Genomic DNA, 19,246 nt, shown 5'->3' with positions numbered 1-19,246 from the left:
GCCCCCACCATGCTGCTGTAATATCTAATTACTAGGGGAAAATATAATGATACCGTACGCATCACCAGATTATTACCTGATGAGCCATGCCCGATGAAACAGATACCGCCCGGATCGTGATCCGGGCATATAAAGGGAGGAGTTCAACCGGGATTAACGGCCTTGATCTTGCCCTTGAAGGGGGATTCATTCCAGGTAGTTCAATACTGATTATCGGGTCTGCCACCTCGGGAGTTGATCGGTTTGCCAGGCAGTTCTGGACCATATCACAGGAAAAACGCTCTTTTTACATGATCGATGGATATCGGGAGGAGGGAATGATCGATGCAAAGGCCATGGCATCTGCAGATATTTTCCAGGGAGAGGAGAAGGGACTTGTCATTGACTCCCTCTCGACACTGATCATACGGGAAGGGATTGAGCCGGTCCTTTCTGGAATTGCTTCCTGCCGACAGGGAATATTGAACCTGCATGAACATGCCTTCTTCACACTATACCGCGGCCTGCACGATCTGTATGCCGAGATCCTCCTGATGCGGCTATGCGACGTGGTTATCGAACTGCATGAGGAGATGAGGGGGAGCGAGGTAATCAGGGTTCTTGAGGTGAAGAAGATAACAGGCATGCAGCCGCCAAGCCGGGTGCTGCCATTCATTGTAACCGAGAAGGGTATAGAGCTCTCAACAACATCCCGGGTGGTCTGATCACCAATTCCCGATTGTTACATAAAAAAGCAAAGTAACCTTGCCTGCATCAGAGCCAGTCAAACATCTTTTTCTGCCTTATTGGTCCGGTCTTTTCCTTCCCGGTATTCTTAGCATCCTTCGGCGCAAACCGAGTGTTGATGTCGGCAAAATCAATAACACTCTCTTCCTCAATTACGCGTTCTTCTGCAAGGATGATACCTGAACTGTCGGTGCTGGAGGCATTGGGTTCATCACAACCGGACTGGGCTAAACCAGGCTCATTCTCTGATCTCACAGCCTCTTCACTCATATCTTCATCAAGTGAGAACTCTCCTTCTTCGCGGGAGAGGAGAAAATCGATGAATGCCTCTGCTGCGTTCTGAGCTTCCGGGCTCATCCGTGCAAACTTCTCTTCAATGCTCATTGTTCATCACTGAAATGATCTCGTGAGCGAGAGGACCCGACAGGCATGTTCTCCAAGAGAGGTGAAGAGGTACCCCTCTTCAAGGGTTTTTCCTGCTGCGAACGTCCCATGCCCACGGGCAATGCAGAGCGGCGCAAGTGCAAGGCATTCTGCGATATCTTCAGCGAGTTCCTGAGTTCCCGGCTCACCATGGGCGATGGGAATAATTGGGCAGAACATCTTCCCCTCGCTGTCTAGAGGAACCACCTCATCAAGCATGAGGGAGGCTGTAACTGCATAGGGAGGATGGGCATGAACGATTGCCCGATGCCTCGTATTCTGGAACACAGCCCGGTGAACACGCCACTCACTGGATACAGTTGGGGGAACCTCACCGGACATGGGAGTATAAACCGGTTCACCGGGATCGTCAAGGTAAGATCCGGTTCTGGTGATGAAAAACCCGTCATCATCCGGTCTGACGCTCATGTTGCCAAAATTTGCACCAACAAGGTGTTCGGCAACAAGCCGCTTTCCAATCCTCGTGATCTCTGCCCCGACCTCTTCACCTGATGCCATGGTTCACCTGCAGGTCAGACGAATCTGACCCCGACGTCCTTCATACAGTTGCACTTGGCGATATTGTTCACTAAGGCTGTCAACCCTTCGATGACCGGTGATATCGAAAGAGGTCCTGCATCATATGACTTGAGCAGAGAGATCCGATCGATCATATCCATCACGATGAGTTTGGATTCTGAATCATCACCACACACCGCCACAGAATACTCAAGCTCCTCGTCAATGTCACGCCATCGGTTTCCTGCAATATTATTGAATGCTACGCAGAGGCGGGTAGATTCTGGAAGAATTTTCCGGAGATGAAGAGCGGCAGAACCCTCTTCTGGAGGAATGTACTCAAAGAAATCCTTCTTCTCCATAGGATTGATCGGACTTATCACGATCTTTCCTTCCAGTCCATGAAGTCCGGCCACCGTTGCGTCAAGATGCTTGTATGGGATTGCCAGGATGATGATGTCTGCTCCCTCCACAACCTCCTGGTTGGTGAGCCCCCTGACAGTGCAGCACAGCCCGTTCTCATCAGCATATTTCTGACATGACATACAGGTATCCTGTGCCTTCTCCTGTTCACGAGAGCCCACGAGAACCTCGTAGATCCGGGAGAGGCGCATGGCCATTCCCTCGCCGATCTTTCCAGTTCCCCCGACGATCCCTACCTTCACGTTACTCCACCAGTGGTTTCAGTACAGATGCCAGGGTCTCAGCATCGATAACTCCCTGAAACTTCTGTACAAGGACACCATCTTTCTCAATGATAATGGTTGGAACAACAGAGATCTGATACTTCTGAGCCTCTGACATGTGCTGATCGACATCAAGTTTCTTGATCTCAACCTTATCACCCATCATGCCCTTGAGTTCCTCGATGATCGGCCCCATTCTTTTACACGGTCCGCACCACTCAGCAAAAAAGTCGATTAGGATCGGTTTTCCCATAATGATAACCTAATCAGAAATTGCGTTAAAAAAACAGATAAAAGTATGGTATTGGTTATTTGGAGAGGATAGCCATGATTATGTGGCCGTAGGCCGGTCTGGTGACCAGTACTCCGACCAGAACACCAAGGATGGTGACGACGGCAAACCCACGTAGGGTTGAGAGATCCATCAGTGCAAGCGGGAGCATGGCGATAAACACCGTTGCTGCAGAGGCGATGATGATACCAAGTGCCCGTTTCAGCCTTTTCAGGTAGATGTTTTGTGAGGGAACTTTTCCCTCGTGAAGGATCTCATCGGTCAGAATGACCAGCTGATCGATACCGGTACCAAGCACTGCTATCAGCCCCGCGATGGTTGCAAGATCGAGCTGGAGGAAGAACGATGTGATAGCCAGCAGGATGATGACTTCTGAAGCGTTGATCAGAACCATTGGAAGCACGATGGCAGGCTCGTGGTACCTGACCAGGATGCTGATACCTACTGCGACCAGGGCAAAGATACCTGCAATCACACACCACATCTTGAACTGGTCACCAAGTTCTGGTGAGACCGATCCTGAACCTGCTATCTTGACCTCTACCGGTAGTGCACCGTTACGGAGGTGAATCTCCAGGTTTCTGGCATCATCTTTTCCTTTGTCTCCTGCACCGGTTGATGCGACCAGGTTCGGACTTGCCCTGCTCTGGAGTGTTCCGGCAAGATCAGATGAGAGCGGAGCGCTGTAGACCATCTTACCGTCCAGCATCATGGCAAGGTTGTGGTTTGCCGGATCCTTGACTGCACCATACTTGATTGCAGCCTGTCTGAACTCTTCTGCCCCTTCAGGGCTGAGTGCAAACGATACACCCCAGTTGTTGCTGTTTGGCGGGTTCTGTGACGGGTTGGCAACGCTCTCGATGGAGTCCCCAAAGACCACGTGCTCGGTCTCGTTGCCTGTTGTCACGACCCTGATCTCGAACTTACCCTGCTTGCCGACGATCTCCTGTGCCTGACTCATCGAGACACCGGCCATCTCAATTCTGATGTACCTGCTGACACCGTTCAGTCCGGTGATCACGTAGGTCTTGGCATCGCGGGTACCAAGGCTGTTGATCTTGTTCTCAAGAATCCGCTTGATATCATCAGCAGTTTCCTTTGAAACACCCTGGCTGTATGAGACCAGTTCGGTCTTGTTCTCGCTGAATATCTGGCGGAGTTCATCCTCAGATACCAGTTTACGTATCTCTATCTTATCCGTGCCCACAAGTGAGACATCAGAATTGAGCCGTTTGCCAAGATCTGTTACAAACTGATCAACCGGCTGACTGGTCTTAAAGGTAACCACTGCAGACTGGAACTCAAGTTGGATCCAGGATCCTCCTGAAAGGTCCAGACCGAACTGAAGGTTCGTCTTGATCCCATCTGTTCCGGGATGAGGGAAGATGATGATAATGGATGCTATTAACAGAACGAGGTAGATGGCAACCCGGTAATCCTTGAGTGTTGTCTTGAGCTTCTCGATGTCCATTTACACACCTCCACGGAGGGTTGAAGAGAGCTTGCTCTTTCCTTTTGAGGCATACCACTTCAGGATACCCACATTGGTCAGCCAGGTGTTCATCACATCAAAGATGAGACCGATCAGCAGAACCTGGGACATCACGTGGATGATCTCGATCCCGCCGATCCATGAGACAACCCACATCGCAAAGACTGCACAGAATGCGGTTGAGGTCATGATGATACCGGTGATGAATGCACCATGGACTTTCTCATCAAACTTGCCCTGCCGTTTCAGCACCCGTGAAGTCAGCAAAATATCACTGTCCACAGAGTAACCGATCAGCATCAGGAGGGCGGCGGTTGTTCCAAGAGAGAGTTGAATTCCGAGGAGGTTCATAACCGCAGCCGACATGGTCATGTCAGCAAATGCGGAGATAACAACTGCTGCTGACGGAACAAACGTCCGGAAGATCAAAAAGACGACTATTGACATCCCGATAAAGGAGATGATCAATGCAAAGGCTGCCTGATCCTGAAGGGTCTTTCCAAATGAGGAGCCGATCTGATCGATCTTAGCGCCATTGAATTTACTCTCGATCAGTTTGTTCAGGCTGAGGACTTTTTCGTCACTCATTGTATCGAACTTGAGATACTTGCCCTGATTGATCCCCTCTTCGATATTGACGAGAGGATAGTCTGCGAATGTAACTTTGAGTTGATCTGGTGTCTCTTCAGTGACTATAGTCACCCCGATTCCACCAGTGAATTCCATGCCGGGTTTAATCGGAAGCCCGGTGTGGATAAAGGTCATCCCCACAATAACCAGCGAGAGAGCGAGCACGATCATGGGAATCGTGCAGAGTTTCGCTGGAGATATGGAGCTGATATCGTATCTGAAAAAACCCATACATTACTGAGTTGGTTCCGTATGGAGATTAAACCATTAGCCTTCTGCGCGGAGAGGGACGGGAAAATCGCCATGATAACCGGAGAAGAAACCTTTTTGCCGATGTTCCAGATACCTCGGATCATGACAGATCAGGATAAGCGCCATGATATTGTTGAGGAGCGCCTTCGGTCCTGGCTTGCCGGGGATGAGGAGGGAATCAGGCATGCAATGCTCAGAATTTTCCTCAGTCACAACGATCTCTCGATTCAGGAGATATATGATAAACTCTCGCTCTCATTCAAGACAAGTTACCATTCAGTGTCAGGAATGATCGGTATCGTCTCATCAAGGATAGGTGTTCTCAAGGGTACCCGCAGTGAGCAACACCGGTGCCGCATCTACCGGCTTCGTGATAAACACACACCGATTGTGCGCAGGATTATCTCATCCCGAAGACAGCGAGCAGAGCAGACAACTTCTTCAGATACCCATCAGAAGCATTTTTTCCCTCACCGTCTGACCTGTCTGGAAGATGTCTGATCTCTATGCCGGAACCCCGACGGATGCCGGAGCACATTCAATCTTCATCGATGATGAAGTGATCGCTTATATCAACAAACGAAATACCAACTTCCGTATTTCTACATCCTGTGGTGGCCCGGTTCTGCTCCCTGTCTCTTACAAACCTGCAAAACCGACTGATATTACGCTCAAGGCAGGAGACCATCTGATCTATATCTCAATGTACCAGGCCAGATACATCGACCACATCCACATGGATATGATCCCCTATCACCTCGAATCAATGATCGAAGGTTCGACCTGATTATGCCTTATGAAGAGCGTGAGCATACCGCTGATATCCTGATGCACGTATGGGCATCGGATATCCCCACACTCTTTGAAGAGTGCGGGCACGCTCTGATGGGGGTTATGTACCGAGGGTCTGCCCGGCCTGACTGCCCTTACTCTTTCACGGTTACCGGTACCGATCATGAGCAACTTCTCCAGGCTTTTCTTTCAGAACTCCTCTGCCTGACCGAGACTGAAAATGTGGTCTTCTCAGAGATTACCGTGACACTGGATGACGGGTCTCTGACTGCCTGCCTGGCAGGAGAACCGTTTGACAGGAAGATTCATGGTGGAGGAACTGAAGTGAAAGGGATATCATTCAGTGGTCTTTCGATCAGCAGACAGAACGATGAATACGTACTGGATATATTATTCGATGTGTGAGTCCTCCAATGATTAATGGTGTGAAGCGGGTCGGTGATCTCGAGTGGGAGGTTCCGATAGGATTTGTGGAAGGAATGAGAGTACCTGGCAGGTTCTTCCTCTCTGACAGCCTGACAGGAACTCTTGAGGATGGAGCGGTGACGCAACTCGCCAATGTTGCGACGATGCCGGGAATCATAAGGCATTCACTTGCGATGCCCGACATCCACTGGGGATATGGTTTTCCCATCGGCGGAGTTGCTGCGTTCGACTACGAAACCGGCGTAATATCACCGGGTGGAGTCGGGTTTGATATCAACTGCGGAGTCAGGCTGCTGACCACACCGCTCACAGTCAAGGACATCACGAAGAAGAAGGAGATCCTGGATCAACTCTACGATGCGGTTCCGGTGGGAGTAGGGGCCCGTTCCTCGATCAGGCTCTCTCCAAAGCAACTGGATGGGATGATGACCCGGGGGTCTGCATGGGCGGTCGAGGAAGGGTTCGGAACAGAAGAGGATGTTTCCCACTGTGAGGAAGGGGGCAGTATGAAAGATGCAGATCCGTCCCATGTCTCACAAAAAGCCCGATCTCGGGGGGTTCCACAGAGCGGGACTCTGGGGGCAGGCAACCATTTCCTTGAGATCCAGGTGGCGTCTGAGATCTGCGATCCTGAAGCGGCAAAGGTCTTCGGCGTTGAAGAGGGTCAGGTTTGCATCATGGTTCACTGTGGATCACGGGGTCTTGGTCACCAGGTCTGCACAGACCACCTGCAGACACTTGAACGTGCGGTGGAAAAATATCAGATCAAACTCCCGGACAGGCAGCTCGCATGTGCTCCCCTGACATCTCCTGAAGGGAAAGCATACTTCGGAGGGATGGCTGCATCTGCAAACTATGCCTGGGCAAACAGACAGGTGATCACCCACCAGATCCGAAACGTCCTGGCAAAATGTTGCGGGATTGATTACGACGATATCAGGCTTGTCTATGATGTGGCTCACAATGTGGCAAAGGTAGAGGAGCACGAGGTCGACGGGAGACTGACAAAAGTTTGTGTGCACCGCAAAGGTGCGACACGGGCATTCGGGCCCGGGTGCCCTGATGTCCCCAATGACTATTCAAAGATAGGTCAGCCGGTCATCATCCCGGGAAGTATGGGCTCCTCCTCATACCTCCTGAAGGGTACTGCGGAGGCGATGACGCGTACATTCGGCTCAACCTGTCATGGAGCAGGACGTATTCTCTCCCGATCCCAGGCAAAGAAGACGATCAAAGGCAGCCAGGTCAGGGAGACCCTCGGTCGTGAAGGGATCATGGTGAAGGCGCCTCATGACGGTGCCATTGCAGAAGAGGCACCGGGTGCATACAAGTCAAGCAGCGAGGTCGTCTCGGTTGTGGACCGGCTCGGGATCTCACGGCTCGTTGTACGGTTCGAACCACTCGGGGTCATCAAGGGATAACATGACCGGACGGGTAGGGATCATCTGGGACAGTCCGATGATGTTCACCCGACTTATCGAGGACTGCGGTTTCATTCCAGAACTGGTGACACCTCACCTTCTTGCAGCACCTTTTTTCCGAAGATCCTTCTCGGCAGTCATCATCCCCGGAGGGTTTGCCCACCCCGCTTACTCTTCAGTCATTCCTGCATTACGGGCATGTGAAGGCAGGATCCGCCGGTTCATCCTTGGAGGTGGGACTGTCATCGTGTTTGGGGCCGGGATTGATCGACCGGATGCATATGACTGGCTCCCCGTGACTATTCAGTACAGGTTTGGATTCTCAGAAGGAGAGATTCAAGAAGAAGGATCCCACCCCATATCCTGCATCATCGAAGACTGTCCAGATACCGTCTCCATCGACGGGATATTTACGATGCCGGGATCAGAGCCAGCCACTAATTCCCGGGCGCCTGAACACGAATTTCAGGGGCCGGCAGTGAGGATGAGGATGCGGGGCGCCCCGGTTCTGGTTGAATACACGCTCGGGGCTGGCAGGATCATCCTGACCAGCCTTCATGAATATCCTTCCAGAAGGTTTTTGCGTGATTTTTGCAGGAGCGATGGCGAAACCTTATTGTAGCTGCATGCGAGGGAAATATGAGGGATATCGATGGACCACTATACCATATCGGCTGATGCAACAGCCGAAGATCTCATCCCCATCTGCATGACAATCCACGAGATCGTCGGCAGACTCCCGGTGACTGCACGGGCGCGAAACACTCCAGGCGTCAGGATCGAAGAGGGAGTGGTTGTTGATCGTGCATACCAGGGTCCGATTCTGGATGAGGTTCTCTCCTCAAACAAGGTCATGAAGGAGACTCCCCGGGCAGGCCCGTACAAAGGAGTGCCGGTTGTGGTTGCTCCCGTGCGGGATGCATCAGGAGGAGCCATTGCTGCCATTGGTCTCGTCGATATCACAGGCATTTTTGACCTTGCCACACTCATGGAACATCAGACCATGATCCTGAAGCAGGTATGTGGGAAAGACCCATGCCCGCTTCCATCAGAACAGATCAACGCCAAACGGTGAACGCATGTACGCAACTGCTTTTAAAGTTCTTGAAATCCTTGAAAAGAATGACAAACCGGTGCCTGGCAGCGAGATCAGCACCGAACTCTCCATATCAGGTGCAGCGGTATGGAAGCATATCAATGAGCTCAGGATGATCGGGTACGACATCGTCGCATCTGAAGAGGAGGGATACCTGCTTGACAAGAGTAACATGGATTTCAGACCCCATGTGGTGTACAAACATCTGAAGACGAAGGTTATCGGCAGGAGAATGCGGTACTTCGACAGTATCCCTTCTACGATCTGGTACGGCAAGGACCTTGCCGACCAGGGCGATCTTGAAGACCTCCATGGCCTTGTCATCATCGCTGAGGAACAGACCGGGGGATATGGAAGGATGGGCAGGGCCTGGGTCTCACCGAGTGGTGGAATCTGGATCACCATTGTGCTCACCCCGAAGATACCGATCGATCACCTCTTCATGCTCACATTAGCCGGTGCAGTATCGGTTGCACGGGTTCTGCGCAAGATGTTTGATATCGGGGCACTCATCAAGTGGCCGAACGACATCATTATCGGAGACAAGAAAGTTGCCGGAATCCTGCTTGAACTCGGTGCTGACGGTGAAAAAGTCAAATACTGCCTCGTCGGAATAGGCATAGATGCCAACATCAGCATTGAGAATCTGAATGAGCCAATCAGGCACCTGATAACTTCAATCAGCCACGAAGTGAACCATGAGATCGATCGTGCTGCTCTCCTGGCTGCAATTCTCAAGGAGTTTGAGGCACGGTATGACATGATCACCCAGGGGGAGTACGATGCTGTCATCAGGGAGTGGAAGAACTTCTCTTCAACCATCGGACGCAGAGTCAGGATAAACACGCTCAGAAACAGTTTTGAGGGAGAGGCCGTTGACATTGATCCAAGCGGGGCATTGGTAGTCCGCAAAGACAACGGCAAGATAGAGAAGGTCATTGCAGGTGACTGCGTACATATCTGATAATGTTTGGCGACCTGAATCGTGCAACCATCCTGACCAATAGTTCCCTTTTTGTCGCCCTGATTGCAGTATTCTCCTGGATATCAGTACCAATTCCCCTCCCGTTCTTCCCGGTCCCGGTCACTCTCCAGACCCTGGCAGTTCTTCTAGCAGCTGCGGTGATGAAGAGGCAGGCGATCATCCCGGTGCTGTTGTACCTGGTGCTCGGAGCACTCGGTCTGCCGGTCTTTCACAACGGGATGGCTGGACTTGGTGTCATCTTCGGACCTACCGGTGGTTACCTGATTGGGTTCATTCCTGCTGTGCTTGCCGCAGGGGTTGCGTATAAGCATACATCCCGTGAGATCCGTATCGCCGGACTAGTGCTTGCAACGGCCTTCATCTACTTCTTCGGGATCACCTGGCTTATTCTCTCAACCGGGATGTCAGCATCTGCAGCCCTCATGTCAGGGATGATCCCATTCCTGCCAGGGGATCTGATCAAAGGTGTAGCAGTCTATCTGATCGCTTCACGGCTTGAATCGACACCACAATGGCCAGTCCTCCGATGATCAGTATCAGGTCGATCAGGTCTGGATGCCTTGTAATTCCTGAGTTAACCATCGAACCAGGCCGGGTGGCGATCACCGGACCGAATGGATCAGGAAAGACAACACTCCTCGAGATGATCGCTGGCATTCTGATCCCATCCCAGGGAAACATCACGATAAACAGCCACGATACCCGTGAGACTACGGTCGGATGGGTAGGTGAGTTCCCTGATCTCAACATGACCTTCACCAGGGTGATCGATGAGATCGCTTCACCACTCAGATTCTCTCATCAGCCATGCAGGGAGATCGATGCATCAGTACGAGACCTCGCACGGATCATGGGACTCTCACTACTCCTGGACCGCCCGGTCCACAGTCTTTCTGGCGGAGAGAAAGTCCTGACCGCACTCGCTGCAGCACTCATCACAAAACCTGAGATCCTCATCCTAGACGAGACCGATTCTCATCTTGATGCCTCAACGATTGGCACCATGGACGCCATCATCAGGGATGCTAATCTGCCTTATGTTCTGTTTGCAACCCACCGGCCTGATCGGGTTGCATCTGCTGACCGCGTGATTGTGATGAGAAGAGGGGAGGTCCTTCGTGTCGGTACTCCTGATGAGGTGTTCCAGAAGTCATACCACGGGTCTGATCACCTCTCTCCCCTTCGATCACTCAGAGACCCTGTTCTCTGGAGGGCTGTGTATGCAACTGACTCTTGAGACGGTCACCATCCAGAGAGGCGGTTTCTCACTCCTGGCCTCCGGAACGTTTGACCAGGGAGTACACCTCCTCACCGGCAGGGTAGGATCAGGAAAGTCAACACTCGGAGAGATCCTAGGCAACGTTTTGGAGCCTGCATCAGGCAGAATAGTGAGGGATGAGATACGGTCTTCAGTGCTCTCCATGCAGTTTCCCGAGTATCATATCACCACCACAAATGTCATGGAGGAGATCCTCAGTTGGGGACGCAATCCTGATCAGGTTCTGGAGACAGCCGGTCTTTCAGGAAGGGGCCGTGATGATCTTCTCACCCTCTCACGTGGAGAACTCAAGCGGCTTCACCTCGCATGCCTGATTCTTGGGAGATACGATCTGATGGTTCTGGACGAGCCGTTTGCCGGACTTGACGAGGAGGCACGATTCTGGATCTCGTCCCATCTTTCTGAGCGCCGTGACGGGATCATCGTCATCATCAGCCACGACATCACGACCCTCCCCTGCATTGATCATCTCTGGGAGATGCAGAACGGAGTGCTTAATGACATAGGGAAGATACCTGATGCACTCGCCCGATGGGATACAGCACCTCCCTTGATTCGGTATCTTCTGAAGAATGACTCAAACCTCTCAGGGCTCTCATGCCAGGATATCGTGGAGGCAGTGTGCAGGATCCGCGGATAAGACTCGGGGGAGTTCTGCTCCTCTCCATAGTCTCATTTCTCTCCCTGACAGGTGCCGCTCTCACCATGTTCTGGTGGCTGATCAGTACTGATCGCAGAACCTCAATCAGGGATCTCCGGACCTGTGCCCTCGTCTTCATGCTCCCTGTGATCGCTGCGATGGCAACCCAGTGGTCAGGAGGAGACGGAGTCTCCTACATCATCCGGATTTCTGTTGTGTTGGTGATCGCTTCATGGGCTTACAGTGAGCGGTATCCAGGAGAACTCCTCGATGTATCGGTCTGGCTTTTTGGGAAGAGATTCGGATTCGATCTCGGGCTTGTCGGAGAGATGAGTATCTCAACGACCGAGATACTTCTAGATGAGTTAAGGAGGACACGGATCGCGCTCTCGCAGAAAGGGCAACGGCTCTCAGGGACCAATCTTCCTCCAGTAATCGCCAGTCTTCTTGTCAGGCAGTTGAGGCTCGCCCGTGAACGTGCCGGCGTCCTTGCGATACGTGGATATCGGGGAGGTGGAAGCCTGTGTCCGTCGTTTGTGACCTTGTCTTCAGATATCGCTGCCGGAGCGTTTTGCGTGCTGATTTTTACAGTCTCCCTGATGACATGAGACTTTTTTATGGTCTCCGGTTGAACCTTTTCTGTTTGAATCGCAAGTTGCCGATTCAGAGGTGGCAATATGAGTCCAGCCCGGAATACGAAGCTTCAGATCACCGATACCACACTCAGGGACGCCCATCAGTCTCTCATTGCAACACGGATGAGAACCGAGGATATGATCCCGCTCGCACGGGCAATAGACAAAGCCGGATTCTTTTCAGTTGAGGCATGGGGAGGTGCAACTTTTGACAGTTGCATCAGGTTCCTGAATGAGGATCCATGGCACCGCCTTACCACCCTGAAGGAGGAACTCAGACACACCCCTATCCAGATGCTCCTCCGTGGCCAGAACCTTGTCGGATACCGGCATTACTCAGATGATGTCGTAGACCGGTTCATCGATCTCTCATACAAAAACGGGGTGGACATCTTCAGGGTCTTTGATGCACTCAATGACATCAGGAACATGGAGCGGTCGATGACCCGGGTAAAAGAGGCAGGCGCCCACCTGCAAGCCACTATATCATATACCACAAGCCCGGTTCATTCGGTGAAGGGGTTCATTGAAATGGCCAGGGACCTCTACGCCCACGACTGTGACTCGATATGCATCAAGGATATGGCAGGCCTTGCCATGCCGGAAGATACCAGGGCACTCATCACCGGAATAAAGGATGAGATGGACGTGATGGTCGATCTGCACTCGCACTCAACTAGCGGGATCGCTTCCATGTCGTACCAGACAGCGATCGAGGCCGGTGTTGACATCCTTGATACTGCCATGTCCCCGTTCGCACTCGGAACCAGTCAGCCACCAACCGAGAGTATCGTTGCATCAGTAAAAGGCACTCCACGTGATACCGGGATCGATCTGCTCGCTCTTCGCGAGATTAGAAACGAATGTATGAAGATAAGGGGGAAATACGACGCTCTCTTCACCCCGGTTGCAGAACGGGTTGACAGCGACGTTCTGATCTACCAGCTCCCGGGTGGAATGATCACAAACCTTGTCTCTCAGCTGCAGGAGCAGGATGCACTTGACCGGCTTGAGGACGTGTTCCGCGAAGTTCCGGAGGTGCGACGTGACCTTGGGTATCCACCACTTGTGACACCCACCTCCCAGATTGTCGGAAGTCAGGCTGTCTTCAATGTCCTTGTCGGAGGAGAGCGGTACAAAAATGTGACCAAGGAGGTCCGGGACTATGTCAAGGGGCTCTACGGGCGTTCTCCTGGTGCAATCTCCGATGAGATCCGCACCCTGATCATCGGCGATGAGGAGGTCATCACGCAGAGGCCTGCCGATCTTCTTGAGCCGATGTATGCAAAGATGAAGAAAGAGGCAGAGGATGCAGGACTTATCAAAAAGGAAGAGGACGCCCTGACATACATCCTCTACCCAGCGATCGCTCCGTCATTCCTCAAAGGTGAACGCCAGGCCGAGAAGATCCCAACCCGTTCGGCAAAGAAGAGTTCAGGTTTTGAGATGCCTGACTCCATGCAGGTGGAGGTTGATGGAGAGACCTTCACGGTTAGGATCCTTGCCATCGGTGACCAGCAGACTTCGGAGAAGCCCAAGGTTTCAGGGCCGCCAAAGCAGGACATGCCAGGCGGGGTCAAGAGTAACATGCAGGGAATGATCCTCGAGATGAAGGTCGGCCGTGGGGACGAAGTCAAGGCTGGTCAGCCCCTGCTTATCCTTGAGGCCATGAAGATGGAGAACCCGATCACCAGTCCACGTGACGGTGTCGTTGCTGACATCTTCGTCGACACTGGCGACACGGTCCTGAGCGGCGACGTGCTCATGGTGATCGAATGAAGTATTTTGACAAGATACTCATTGCCAACCGGGGAGAGATCGCGATCAGGGTCATGCGCGCGTGCCGCGAACTCGGGATCGATACGGTCGCTGTTTATTCTGAAGCAGACAAAAACTCGCTCTTTGTTCACTACGCCGATGAGGCCTTTCCAGTAGGCCCGGCCCCGCCATCCAAATCATACCTGAACATGGAGCGGATCATCTCGGTGGCAAAGACCGCCGGGGCCGAGGCAATCCACCCAGGGTATGGATTCCTCGCTGAGAACGCTGCGTTTTCAGGACTTTGTGAAGAGGAAGGTATCACATTCATCGGTCCGAAGAAGAAGACCATCGCAGCGATGGGATCCAAGATCAGGTCCAAGCAGACGATGAAGGATGCCGGGGTCCCGGTCCTGCCCGGTACCGATGGCGGGATAGATGATCTTGAGATCGCAGCAAAGGTTGCAGATCAGATCGGATATCCGGTGATCGTGAAGGCCAGTGCTGGGGGTGGTGGAATCGGTATGCAGATCGTCCACGATCCATCAGAGATAGAGGAGGCGATCGCTGGTGCGATGCGTATCGCTGAATCTGCTTTTGGTGACCGGACGGTCTTCATCGAGAAGTACCTTCAGAAACCCAGACATGTCGAGGTCCAGGTCTTCTGTGATGAGCACGACAACGGCGTCCACATGTTCGAACGTGAGTGTTCGATCCAGCGCAGGCATCAGAAACTGATCGAGGAAGCACCCTGCCCGGTGATGACACCAGAGCTGCGTGAGCGAATGACTGATTCTGCCCTGAAGGTCGCAGAAGCTGTCGATTATGTGAACGCAGGTACAGTTGAGTTCCTGTTCGACAACGGGAACTACTACTTCATGGAGATGAACACCAGGCTCCAGGTCGAACACACCATCACTGAACTGGTGACCGGTATCGATCTTGTCAGACAGCAGATCGTGGTTGCTGCCGGCGATCCCCTCGAGTACGCCCAGGAGGATATCACCATCAGGGGTCATGCCATCGAATGCCGAATCAACGCCGAAGATCCCCTCAACAACTTTGCTGCAGATCCAGGAAAGATCATCAGGTACCGTTCGCCTGGCGGACCGGGAATCAGGCTTGACTCAGGTATTCACGCTGGATACACAATCCCGCCACACTATGACTCGATGATCGCCAAACTCTGTGCATGGGGAATGAACAGAGATCTGGCAATCGCCAGGATGCGTCGTGCAATCTACGAGTACGTGATCCTTGGTGTGAAGACAACCCTGCCGCTCCACCACGCCGTCATGCACAACCCCGAGTTCATAGCAGGGAACACTCATACGCACTTCCTCCAGGAGGAGCATATCTTAAAAACACTCAAGCGGTATATCCAGGAGGACGAGACCAGGATGACCCAGCTTGCAACGCCTCTCAGGAACGATCGGAAGATTGCAGCCATCAGTGCAGGGCTGATCGCTGTTATTGAGAAGAATAAAGAATAAATTTTGCCTGAAAAAGTCCTTTTCATCGGTCATGCATGGGGCCCCCAACGGGGCACCGTTGGGGTTTTTATGCGAAGAACAGACAAGGAAGTCCGCGATCAGGGATGGATTGATGCTGTTCTCACGAAAGCCCTCTTTTGCCATCTGGCTATAAACGGCGATGAGTATCCCTGTCTGGTACCGATGAATTTTGTATGGCATGAAGGGAGGCTCATCCTTCACTCTGCCCCCGACGGCGAGAAGATCAGATCACTTCGGAAAAATCCACGCGTGACATTTGCGGTTGAAACCGATCCCGAACTCGTTACCCATACCACTGCCTGTGGATATGGGATGCGGTACCGGAGCGTCATCGGACAGGGTACAGCCAGGTTTGTCGAAGAGTATGAGGAGAAGAACAACCTTCTCAAAGTACTCTCTAAAAAATACACATCATGCAAGGTTGATGATTTTCAACTAGACAAACTTGCTCATGTGATCCTGTTCATCATCACACCCACATCGCTTACCGGGAAGAATTCGGGGTACCCCCTCGAAAGATGATACACACCAGTTCATCGAAAAATTAGTGGGTTGGGATAACTCTGAAGATATCAGACTGGGTCAGGATCCCGATCGGCTGCCCATCCTCAACAACAACCAGACGACCGATCTGCTTCTCCTTGAACTTACGGATGACCTCGTATATCTGGACTGAAGCATCGGCCTGCACAACCTCCTCGGTCATGACCTCGCTTACCGGTGCCTCAAGGCTGATCTTCTCCTCAATTGCCAGGAGAATATCGGTCATCGTGATGATGCCCATGAGGAAATTCCCTTCCATGACCGGTGCCCCATGAATCCGGTATTTATTGAAGAGATGGATCGCATCCATCAGAGTTGACCTGGTTGAGAGCATCTTGATCGGTGCGGTCATGTAACTGCGGATCGGCTTCTTTGGAAGCGAGACCATCTCGAGGATAGAGACGATGAGTGCGGGTTCATTCTCATCCTTCCCAAACACTTCGCCTTTAATCATCAGTTTATTCATCGGAGTCGGGCCGATGGTAATCACGTCCCCGATATTGAAGAGTTTCACGCTCCCGATGATCCTGATCTGGGCATGGCAGATATCTGCATGCGAGAGGGTGGTGAAGATGATCTCTGCGACCTTGACACCGGGGATGACCTCACTGTCGCGAGAGATCTTTACCTCGTAGACCTCCCCATCCCGCTTCAGATTGAGTTCCTTGTACGCAACTGCAGTCGGGTGATACCCACCTTTGGGTCCGGGAATCCCGTCGACAAGGCCGATGGCCTTGAGCGCCTGCATCTGGTTTCTGACCGTTCCCGGGTTCCTAAGAATGATATCAGCGATCTCCTCCCCCTTGATCGGTATCGACTTCTTCTCATAGAGACTGATGAGGGTGATGAGGATATCGTTCTGGATAAGAGACAGATCCATAATGATCGATCATATAGTTTAGTCGAGATGGTTAAGAGGTTGACGTAGTTGTAAATGATTATCCCGTCAGCACCCCCACAGATCCCACAACAATAGAGCCTCGTATGGATACCAATAATCAACCGCAATCAATGAACTTCGAACGGATACCTACAGTTCCAACCGCAGACGAAGTCCTGGACAGGGCTCTTCGCCGTGCTGCGGCAAAGATGCGTGAGAAGAAGCAGAAGAAGCGTGCCTCAGAAGAGTTTGTGAGAGCAGCCTACCTCTCTGCTCACGACAAACTTGTCTCTGTCATCCAGGGGTTTCCTGAGATGGACAACCTTCCTCAGTTCTACCAGGATCTCTTCGAGGTGATCTGGGGTATAGAACGCCTTCGCAAGGCTCTCGGAGCTGTAGGATGGGCAGCCAGATGGTCAAAGGACCATAGGGGAGGTCTTGCCAAGGATGTCAGGTTCTCCAGCGATGAGGATGCAACTGCCTCCCGAAAGAAGGCCGTGGCCAGGCTAGCATCGGTGGTTCACCAGATCGATGATCAACTCCTCTTCCTCAATGAGGTCAGGAATGTCATGCGCAAACTTCCGGTGATCGAGGATGTCTTCACCATCGTGGTTGCAGGATTCCCAAATGTGGGAAAGTCCTCATTCATCAGGAGAGTCTCATCAGCAGAGCCTGAGATCGCGTCATACCCGTTCACCACCAAAGGGGTGATCATCGGTCACCGGTATGAACGCAGAGAAAAAATCCAGCTTATCGACACACCGGGACTTCTTGACCGGCCGGCAGAGGAGCGGAACGCAATCGAGAAGCAGGCGATTTCAGCCATCATCAACACCGCTGATGTCATCCTGTTCATCCTTGACCCAAGTACCTACTGTGGGTTCCCCCTCGATGAGCAGATGCGTCTGCTCGAAGAGATCAAGGAACTTGTTCATGTACCGGTAATAGCCGTGGTGAACAAGTCAGATGTGAAGACTCTTGAAGGGTACCAGGCGATGTCAACAGCGTCTGGTGAAGGGGTTGAGGAGGTTCTGGCAGCACTCCTTGCAGAAAAACCTGCACCCGGTGCCGCCCATCACCCGGGAAGACAGGGGTATTCAGATCCCGATCAGGAACCAACCGATAAGGAATCCTATGATCGCCCCTCCATTAAGTGGCGGGAGTCCGGCTTGAGGCCTCCCCGACGAGACGAAATAGAGAAGTAATGCCATCCCTGTAACCGAGCCGATCATTGTTGTGATCACGGGCAGGGAAAATCCGAACATTCCTTTTTCAGGCAGAAATACCGCTGCTGATACGACAAGGATAGAGGGCATGATCAGATCCCCAAGTCCCATCAGGTATGCAGCCCGTTCAGGTCTCTTCGCCTCTTCTCCCGGCATGGAGCCCGAAGTCTCAACAGATGCTTCTGGCTTTACCATCCCGCCGACACCGTCCCTGATGAACGAATATCCTTCCTTCCTGGGAACAACAACCATGATCGGCATCCGGTTCTCGATGACACCTTCGGCAAGAGTCAGCATGTGTTTTGTCCGGTACACCGATATTGCGTCATAGACTGCAAGAAGTATAAGCAGCAGAATTACCGGTACTGGTTCGAGTGAGATCCCAAATATCGAGGCGATCCCTGCAGAGAGGAGCACCCCGAGTACATCAACCACGTACCACTCAGGATATTTTGCAAGGAGAACAGTCGCCCCTACCGAGAGGAGCAGACCGCCACCAACAGAGACGACCGTACCAACACCGGCGAGTGAGAGAAGACCGGTGAAGACATAGATGAACGAGAGGAAGAGTGATGCCCAGATGAGCAACTGGAGAGCCCACTTCAGGTGATACTTCAGGAGAACAAGCAGCACCACGGTGAATCCGAGCAGCATCGCGATGAACCAGATCGGGTTTTCGAGTGATGATGGATCTTCAAAGACAGCATACCCGGACTGGATCATCGGGACTGACAGGATTACCGCACCGATCTCTACGAGCAGGAGCATCAGGGGCATTGCAGCGAGGGCGAGGAGCGGGTTCAACGCTCTTCCACCTGCATTATGAGAATTCGGAGACTGATTATCAGATGATTCCATGTGCCTAAGAGGGAAGAGGCTGACAGGTACATAATCATATCTCCCCATAAGCGGCCATTTCGTAGGTTTTCATTCGTGTAAATGGATCACAGAAGAACCACCAGTTACGCGCATATTCAGCCAGTGGACAAATCCCTATAACTCAGTGAGTATAGATACATCAGGTGAAGTGC

At 52.2% G+C, this 19,246-nt stretch carries 24 protein-coding genes; 16 read left to right on the top strand and 8 right to left on the bottom strand.

Going from position 1 to position 19,246, the window contains the following annotated elements:
* Positions 1 to 86 precede the first annotated feature (86 nt).
* Positions 87 to 704 (top strand): hypothetical protein, encoded by a 618-nt coding sequence (locus ACHZA2_RS08455; protein WP_319539225.1) that lies wholly within the window; start codon positions 87 to 89, stop codon positions 702 to 704.
* Between the two features lie 49 nt (positions 705 to 753).
* On the opposite strand, the gene ACHZA2_RS08450 is transcribed toward ACHZA2_RS08455, so the two are convergent.
* From ACHZA2_RS08450 to ACHZA2_RS08425, 6 genes are read right to left on the bottom strand one after another with little or no spacing between them, the layout of a single operon-like run.
* A complete protein-coding gene (locus ACHZA2_RS08450; protein ID WP_319539226.1) occupies positions 754 to 1,110 on the bottom strand; it encodes a hypothetical protein in 357 nt (118 codons plus the stop codon).
* Positions 1,111 to 1,116: 6 nt separating this feature from the next.
* Positions 1,117 to 1,668, bottom strand: coding sequence for an aldolase (locus ACHZA2_RS08445; RefSeq protein ID WP_319579344.1), 552 nt, complete (start codon positions 1,666 to 1,668; stop codon positions 1,117 to 1,119).
* 14 nt (positions 1,669 to 1,682) lie between these two features.
* Positions 1,683 to 2,333 (bottom strand): NADPH-dependent F420 reductase, encoded by a 651-nt coding sequence (gene npdG / locus ACHZA2_RS08440; RefSeq protein WP_319579343.1) that lies wholly within the window; start codon positions 2,331 to 2,333, stop codon positions 1,683 to 1,685.
* Position 2,334: 1 nt separating this feature from the next.
* Positions 2,335 to 2,607, bottom strand: coding sequence for a thioredoxin domain-containing protein (locus ACHZA2_RS08435; protein ID WP_319579342.1), 273 nt, complete (start codon positions 2,605 to 2,607; stop codon positions 2,335 to 2,337).
* A 55-nt stretch (positions 2,608 to 2,662) separates the two neighbouring features.
* A complete protein-coding gene (locus tag ACHZA2_RS08430) occupies positions 2,663 to 4,117 on the bottom strand; it encodes a preprotein translocase subunit SecD (RefSeq protein WP_319579341.1) in 1,455 nt (484 codons plus the stop codon).
* Complete coding sequence (locus ACHZA2_RS08425) at positions 4,118 to 4,999, bottom strand: protein translocase subunit SecF (RefSeq protein WP_319539231.1); 882 nt, start codon at positions 4,997 to 4,999, stop codon at positions 4,118 to 4,120.
* Between the two features lie 123 nt (positions 5,000 to 5,122).
* On the opposite strand from ACHZA2_RS08425, the gene ACHZA2_RS08420 reads away from it, so the two are divergent.
* From ACHZA2_RS08420 to ACHZA2_RS08355, 14 genes are all read left to right on the top strand, one after another.
* Positions 5,123 to 5,521 carry a DUF2551 domain-containing protein gene (locus ACHZA2_RS08420; RefSeq protein WP_319539232.1) on the top strand — a complete coding sequence of 133 codons (399 nt, stop codon included), beginning with the start codon at positions 5,123 to 5,125 and terminating at the stop codon, positions 5,519 to 5,521.
* Positions 5,514 to 5,807 (top strand): hypothetical protein, encoded by a 294-nt coding sequence (locus ACHZA2_RS08415; RefSeq protein ID WP_319539233.1) that lies wholly within the window; start codon positions 5,514 to 5,516, stop codon positions 5,805 to 5,807. The genes ACHZA2_RS08420 and ACHZA2_RS08415 overlap by 8 nt, the downstream gene beginning before the upstream one ends.
* A 2-nt stretch (positions 5,808 to 5,809) precedes the next feature.
* A complete protein-coding gene (locus ACHZA2_RS08410; RefSeq protein ID WP_319579340.1) occupies positions 5,810 to 6,217 on the top strand; it encodes an archease in 408 nt (135 codons plus the stop codon).
* 8 nt (positions 6,218 to 6,225) lie between these two features.
* On the top strand, positions 6,226 to 7,659 hold the full coding sequence (locus tag ACHZA2_RS08405) for an RtcB family protein (protein ID WP_319580955.1): 1,434 nt from the start codon (positions 6,226 to 6,228) through the stop codon (positions 7,657 to 7,659).
* A gap of 1 nt (position 7,660) precedes the next feature.
* Complete coding sequence (locus tag ACHZA2_RS08400; protein ID WP_319579339.1) at positions 7,661 to 8,281, top strand: hypothetical protein; 621 nt, start codon at positions 7,661 to 7,663, stop codon at positions 8,279 to 8,281.
* 30 nt (positions 8,282 to 8,311) lie between these two features.
* Positions 8,312 to 8,734, top strand: coding sequence for a DUF2111 domain-containing protein (locus tag ACHZA2_RS08395; protein ID WP_319579338.1), 423 nt, complete (start codon positions 8,312 to 8,314; stop codon positions 8,732 to 8,734).
* Between the two features lie 4 nt (positions 8,735 to 8,738).
* The gene (locus ACHZA2_RS08390; protein WP_319579337.1) at positions 8,739 to 9,719 is read left to right on the top strand and encodes a biotin--[acetyl-CoA-carboxylase] ligase; all 981 of its coding nucleotides are present in this window, start codon (positions 8,739 to 8,741) and stop codon (positions 9,717 to 9,719) included.
* Between the two features lie 2 nt (positions 9,720 to 9,721).
* The gene (locus ACHZA2_RS08385) at positions 9,722 to 10,270 is read left to right on the top strand and encodes a biotin transporter BioY (protein ID WP_319579336.1); all 549 of its coding nucleotides are present in this window, start codon (positions 9,722 to 9,724) and stop codon (positions 10,268 to 10,270) included.
* Positions 10,252 to 10,977, top strand: a complete 726-nt coding sequence (locus ACHZA2_RS08380) for an energy-coupling factor ABC transporter ATP-binding protein (RefSeq protein ID WP_319579335.1) — start codon at positions 10,252 to 10,254, stop codon at positions 10,975 to 10,977. The genes ACHZA2_RS08385 and ACHZA2_RS08380 overlap by 19 nt, the downstream gene beginning before the upstream one ends.
* Positions 10,961 to 11,659, top strand: coding sequence for an ATP-binding cassette domain-containing protein (locus ACHZA2_RS08375; RefSeq protein ID WP_319579334.1), 699 nt, complete (start codon positions 10,961 to 10,963; stop codon positions 11,657 to 11,659). Before ACHZA2_RS08380 ends, ACHZA2_RS08375 begins: the two co-directional genes overlap by 17 nt.
* Positions 11,641 to 12,267, top strand: coding sequence for a hypothetical protein (locus ACHZA2_RS08370; protein WP_319579333.1), 627 nt, complete (start codon positions 11,641 to 11,643; stop codon positions 12,265 to 12,267). Before ACHZA2_RS08375 ends, ACHZA2_RS08370 begins: the two co-directional genes overlap by 19 nt.
* A 69-nt stretch (positions 12,268 to 12,336) precedes the next feature.
* A complete protein-coding gene (locus ACHZA2_RS08365) occupies positions 12,337 to 14,073 on the top strand; it encodes a pyruvate/oxaloacetate carboxyltransferase (RefSeq protein ID WP_319579332.1) in 1,737 nt (578 codons plus the stop codon).
* A complete protein-coding gene (locus ACHZA2_RS08360) occupies positions 14,070 to 15,545 on the top strand; it encodes an acetyl-CoA carboxylase biotin carboxylase subunit (protein WP_319579331.1) in 1,476 nt (491 codons plus the stop codon). Before ACHZA2_RS08365 ends, ACHZA2_RS08360 begins: the two co-directional genes overlap by 4 nt.
* Before the next feature lie 69 nt (positions 15,546 to 15,614).
* Complete coding sequence (locus ACHZA2_RS08355; protein WP_319579330.1) at positions 15,615 to 16,088, top strand: pyridoxamine 5'-phosphate oxidase family protein; 474 nt, start codon at positions 15,615 to 15,617, stop codon at positions 16,086 to 16,088.
* A gap of 22 nt (positions 16,089 to 16,110) precedes the next feature.
* Here ACHZA2_RS08355 and ACHZA2_RS08350 read toward each other — a convergent pair whose 3' ends face one another.
* Positions 16,111 to 16,989 carry a CBS domain-containing protein gene (locus ACHZA2_RS08350; RefSeq protein WP_319539245.1) on the bottom strand — a complete coding sequence of 293 codons (879 nt, stop codon included), beginning with the start codon at positions 16,987 to 16,989 and terminating at the stop codon, positions 16,111 to 16,113.
* Positions 16,990 to 17,120: 131 nt separating this feature from the next.
* On the opposite strand from ACHZA2_RS08350, the gene ACHZA2_RS08345 reads away from it, so the two are divergent.
* Positions 17,121 to 18,194: a GTPase gene (locus ACHZA2_RS08345; RefSeq protein ID WP_319580954.1), complete on the top strand. Its 1,074-nt coding sequence runs from the start codon at positions 17,121 to 17,123 to the stop codon at positions 18,192 to 18,194.
* On the opposite strand, the gene ACHZA2_RS08340 is transcribed toward ACHZA2_RS08345, so the two are convergent.
* A complete protein-coding gene (locus ACHZA2_RS08340) occupies positions 18,087 to 19,073 on the bottom strand; it encodes a presenilin family intramembrane aspartyl protease PSH (RefSeq protein ID WP_319579329.1) in 987 nt (328 codons plus the stop codon). The two genes, ACHZA2_RS08345 and ACHZA2_RS08340, sit on opposite strands and share 108 nt — an antisense overlap.
* Between the last annotated feature and the right edge of the window lie 173 nt (positions 19,074 to 19,246).

Source organism: uncultured Methanospirillum sp. (assembly GCF_963668415.2).
In the GTDB taxonomy this organism is placed as follows: Archaea; Halobacteriota; Methanomicrobia; order Methanomicrobiales; family Methanospirillaceae; genus Methanospirillum.
Note: the sequence above shows the minus strand (reverse complement) of the source record. Positions and strands in the feature narration are given on the sequence as shown.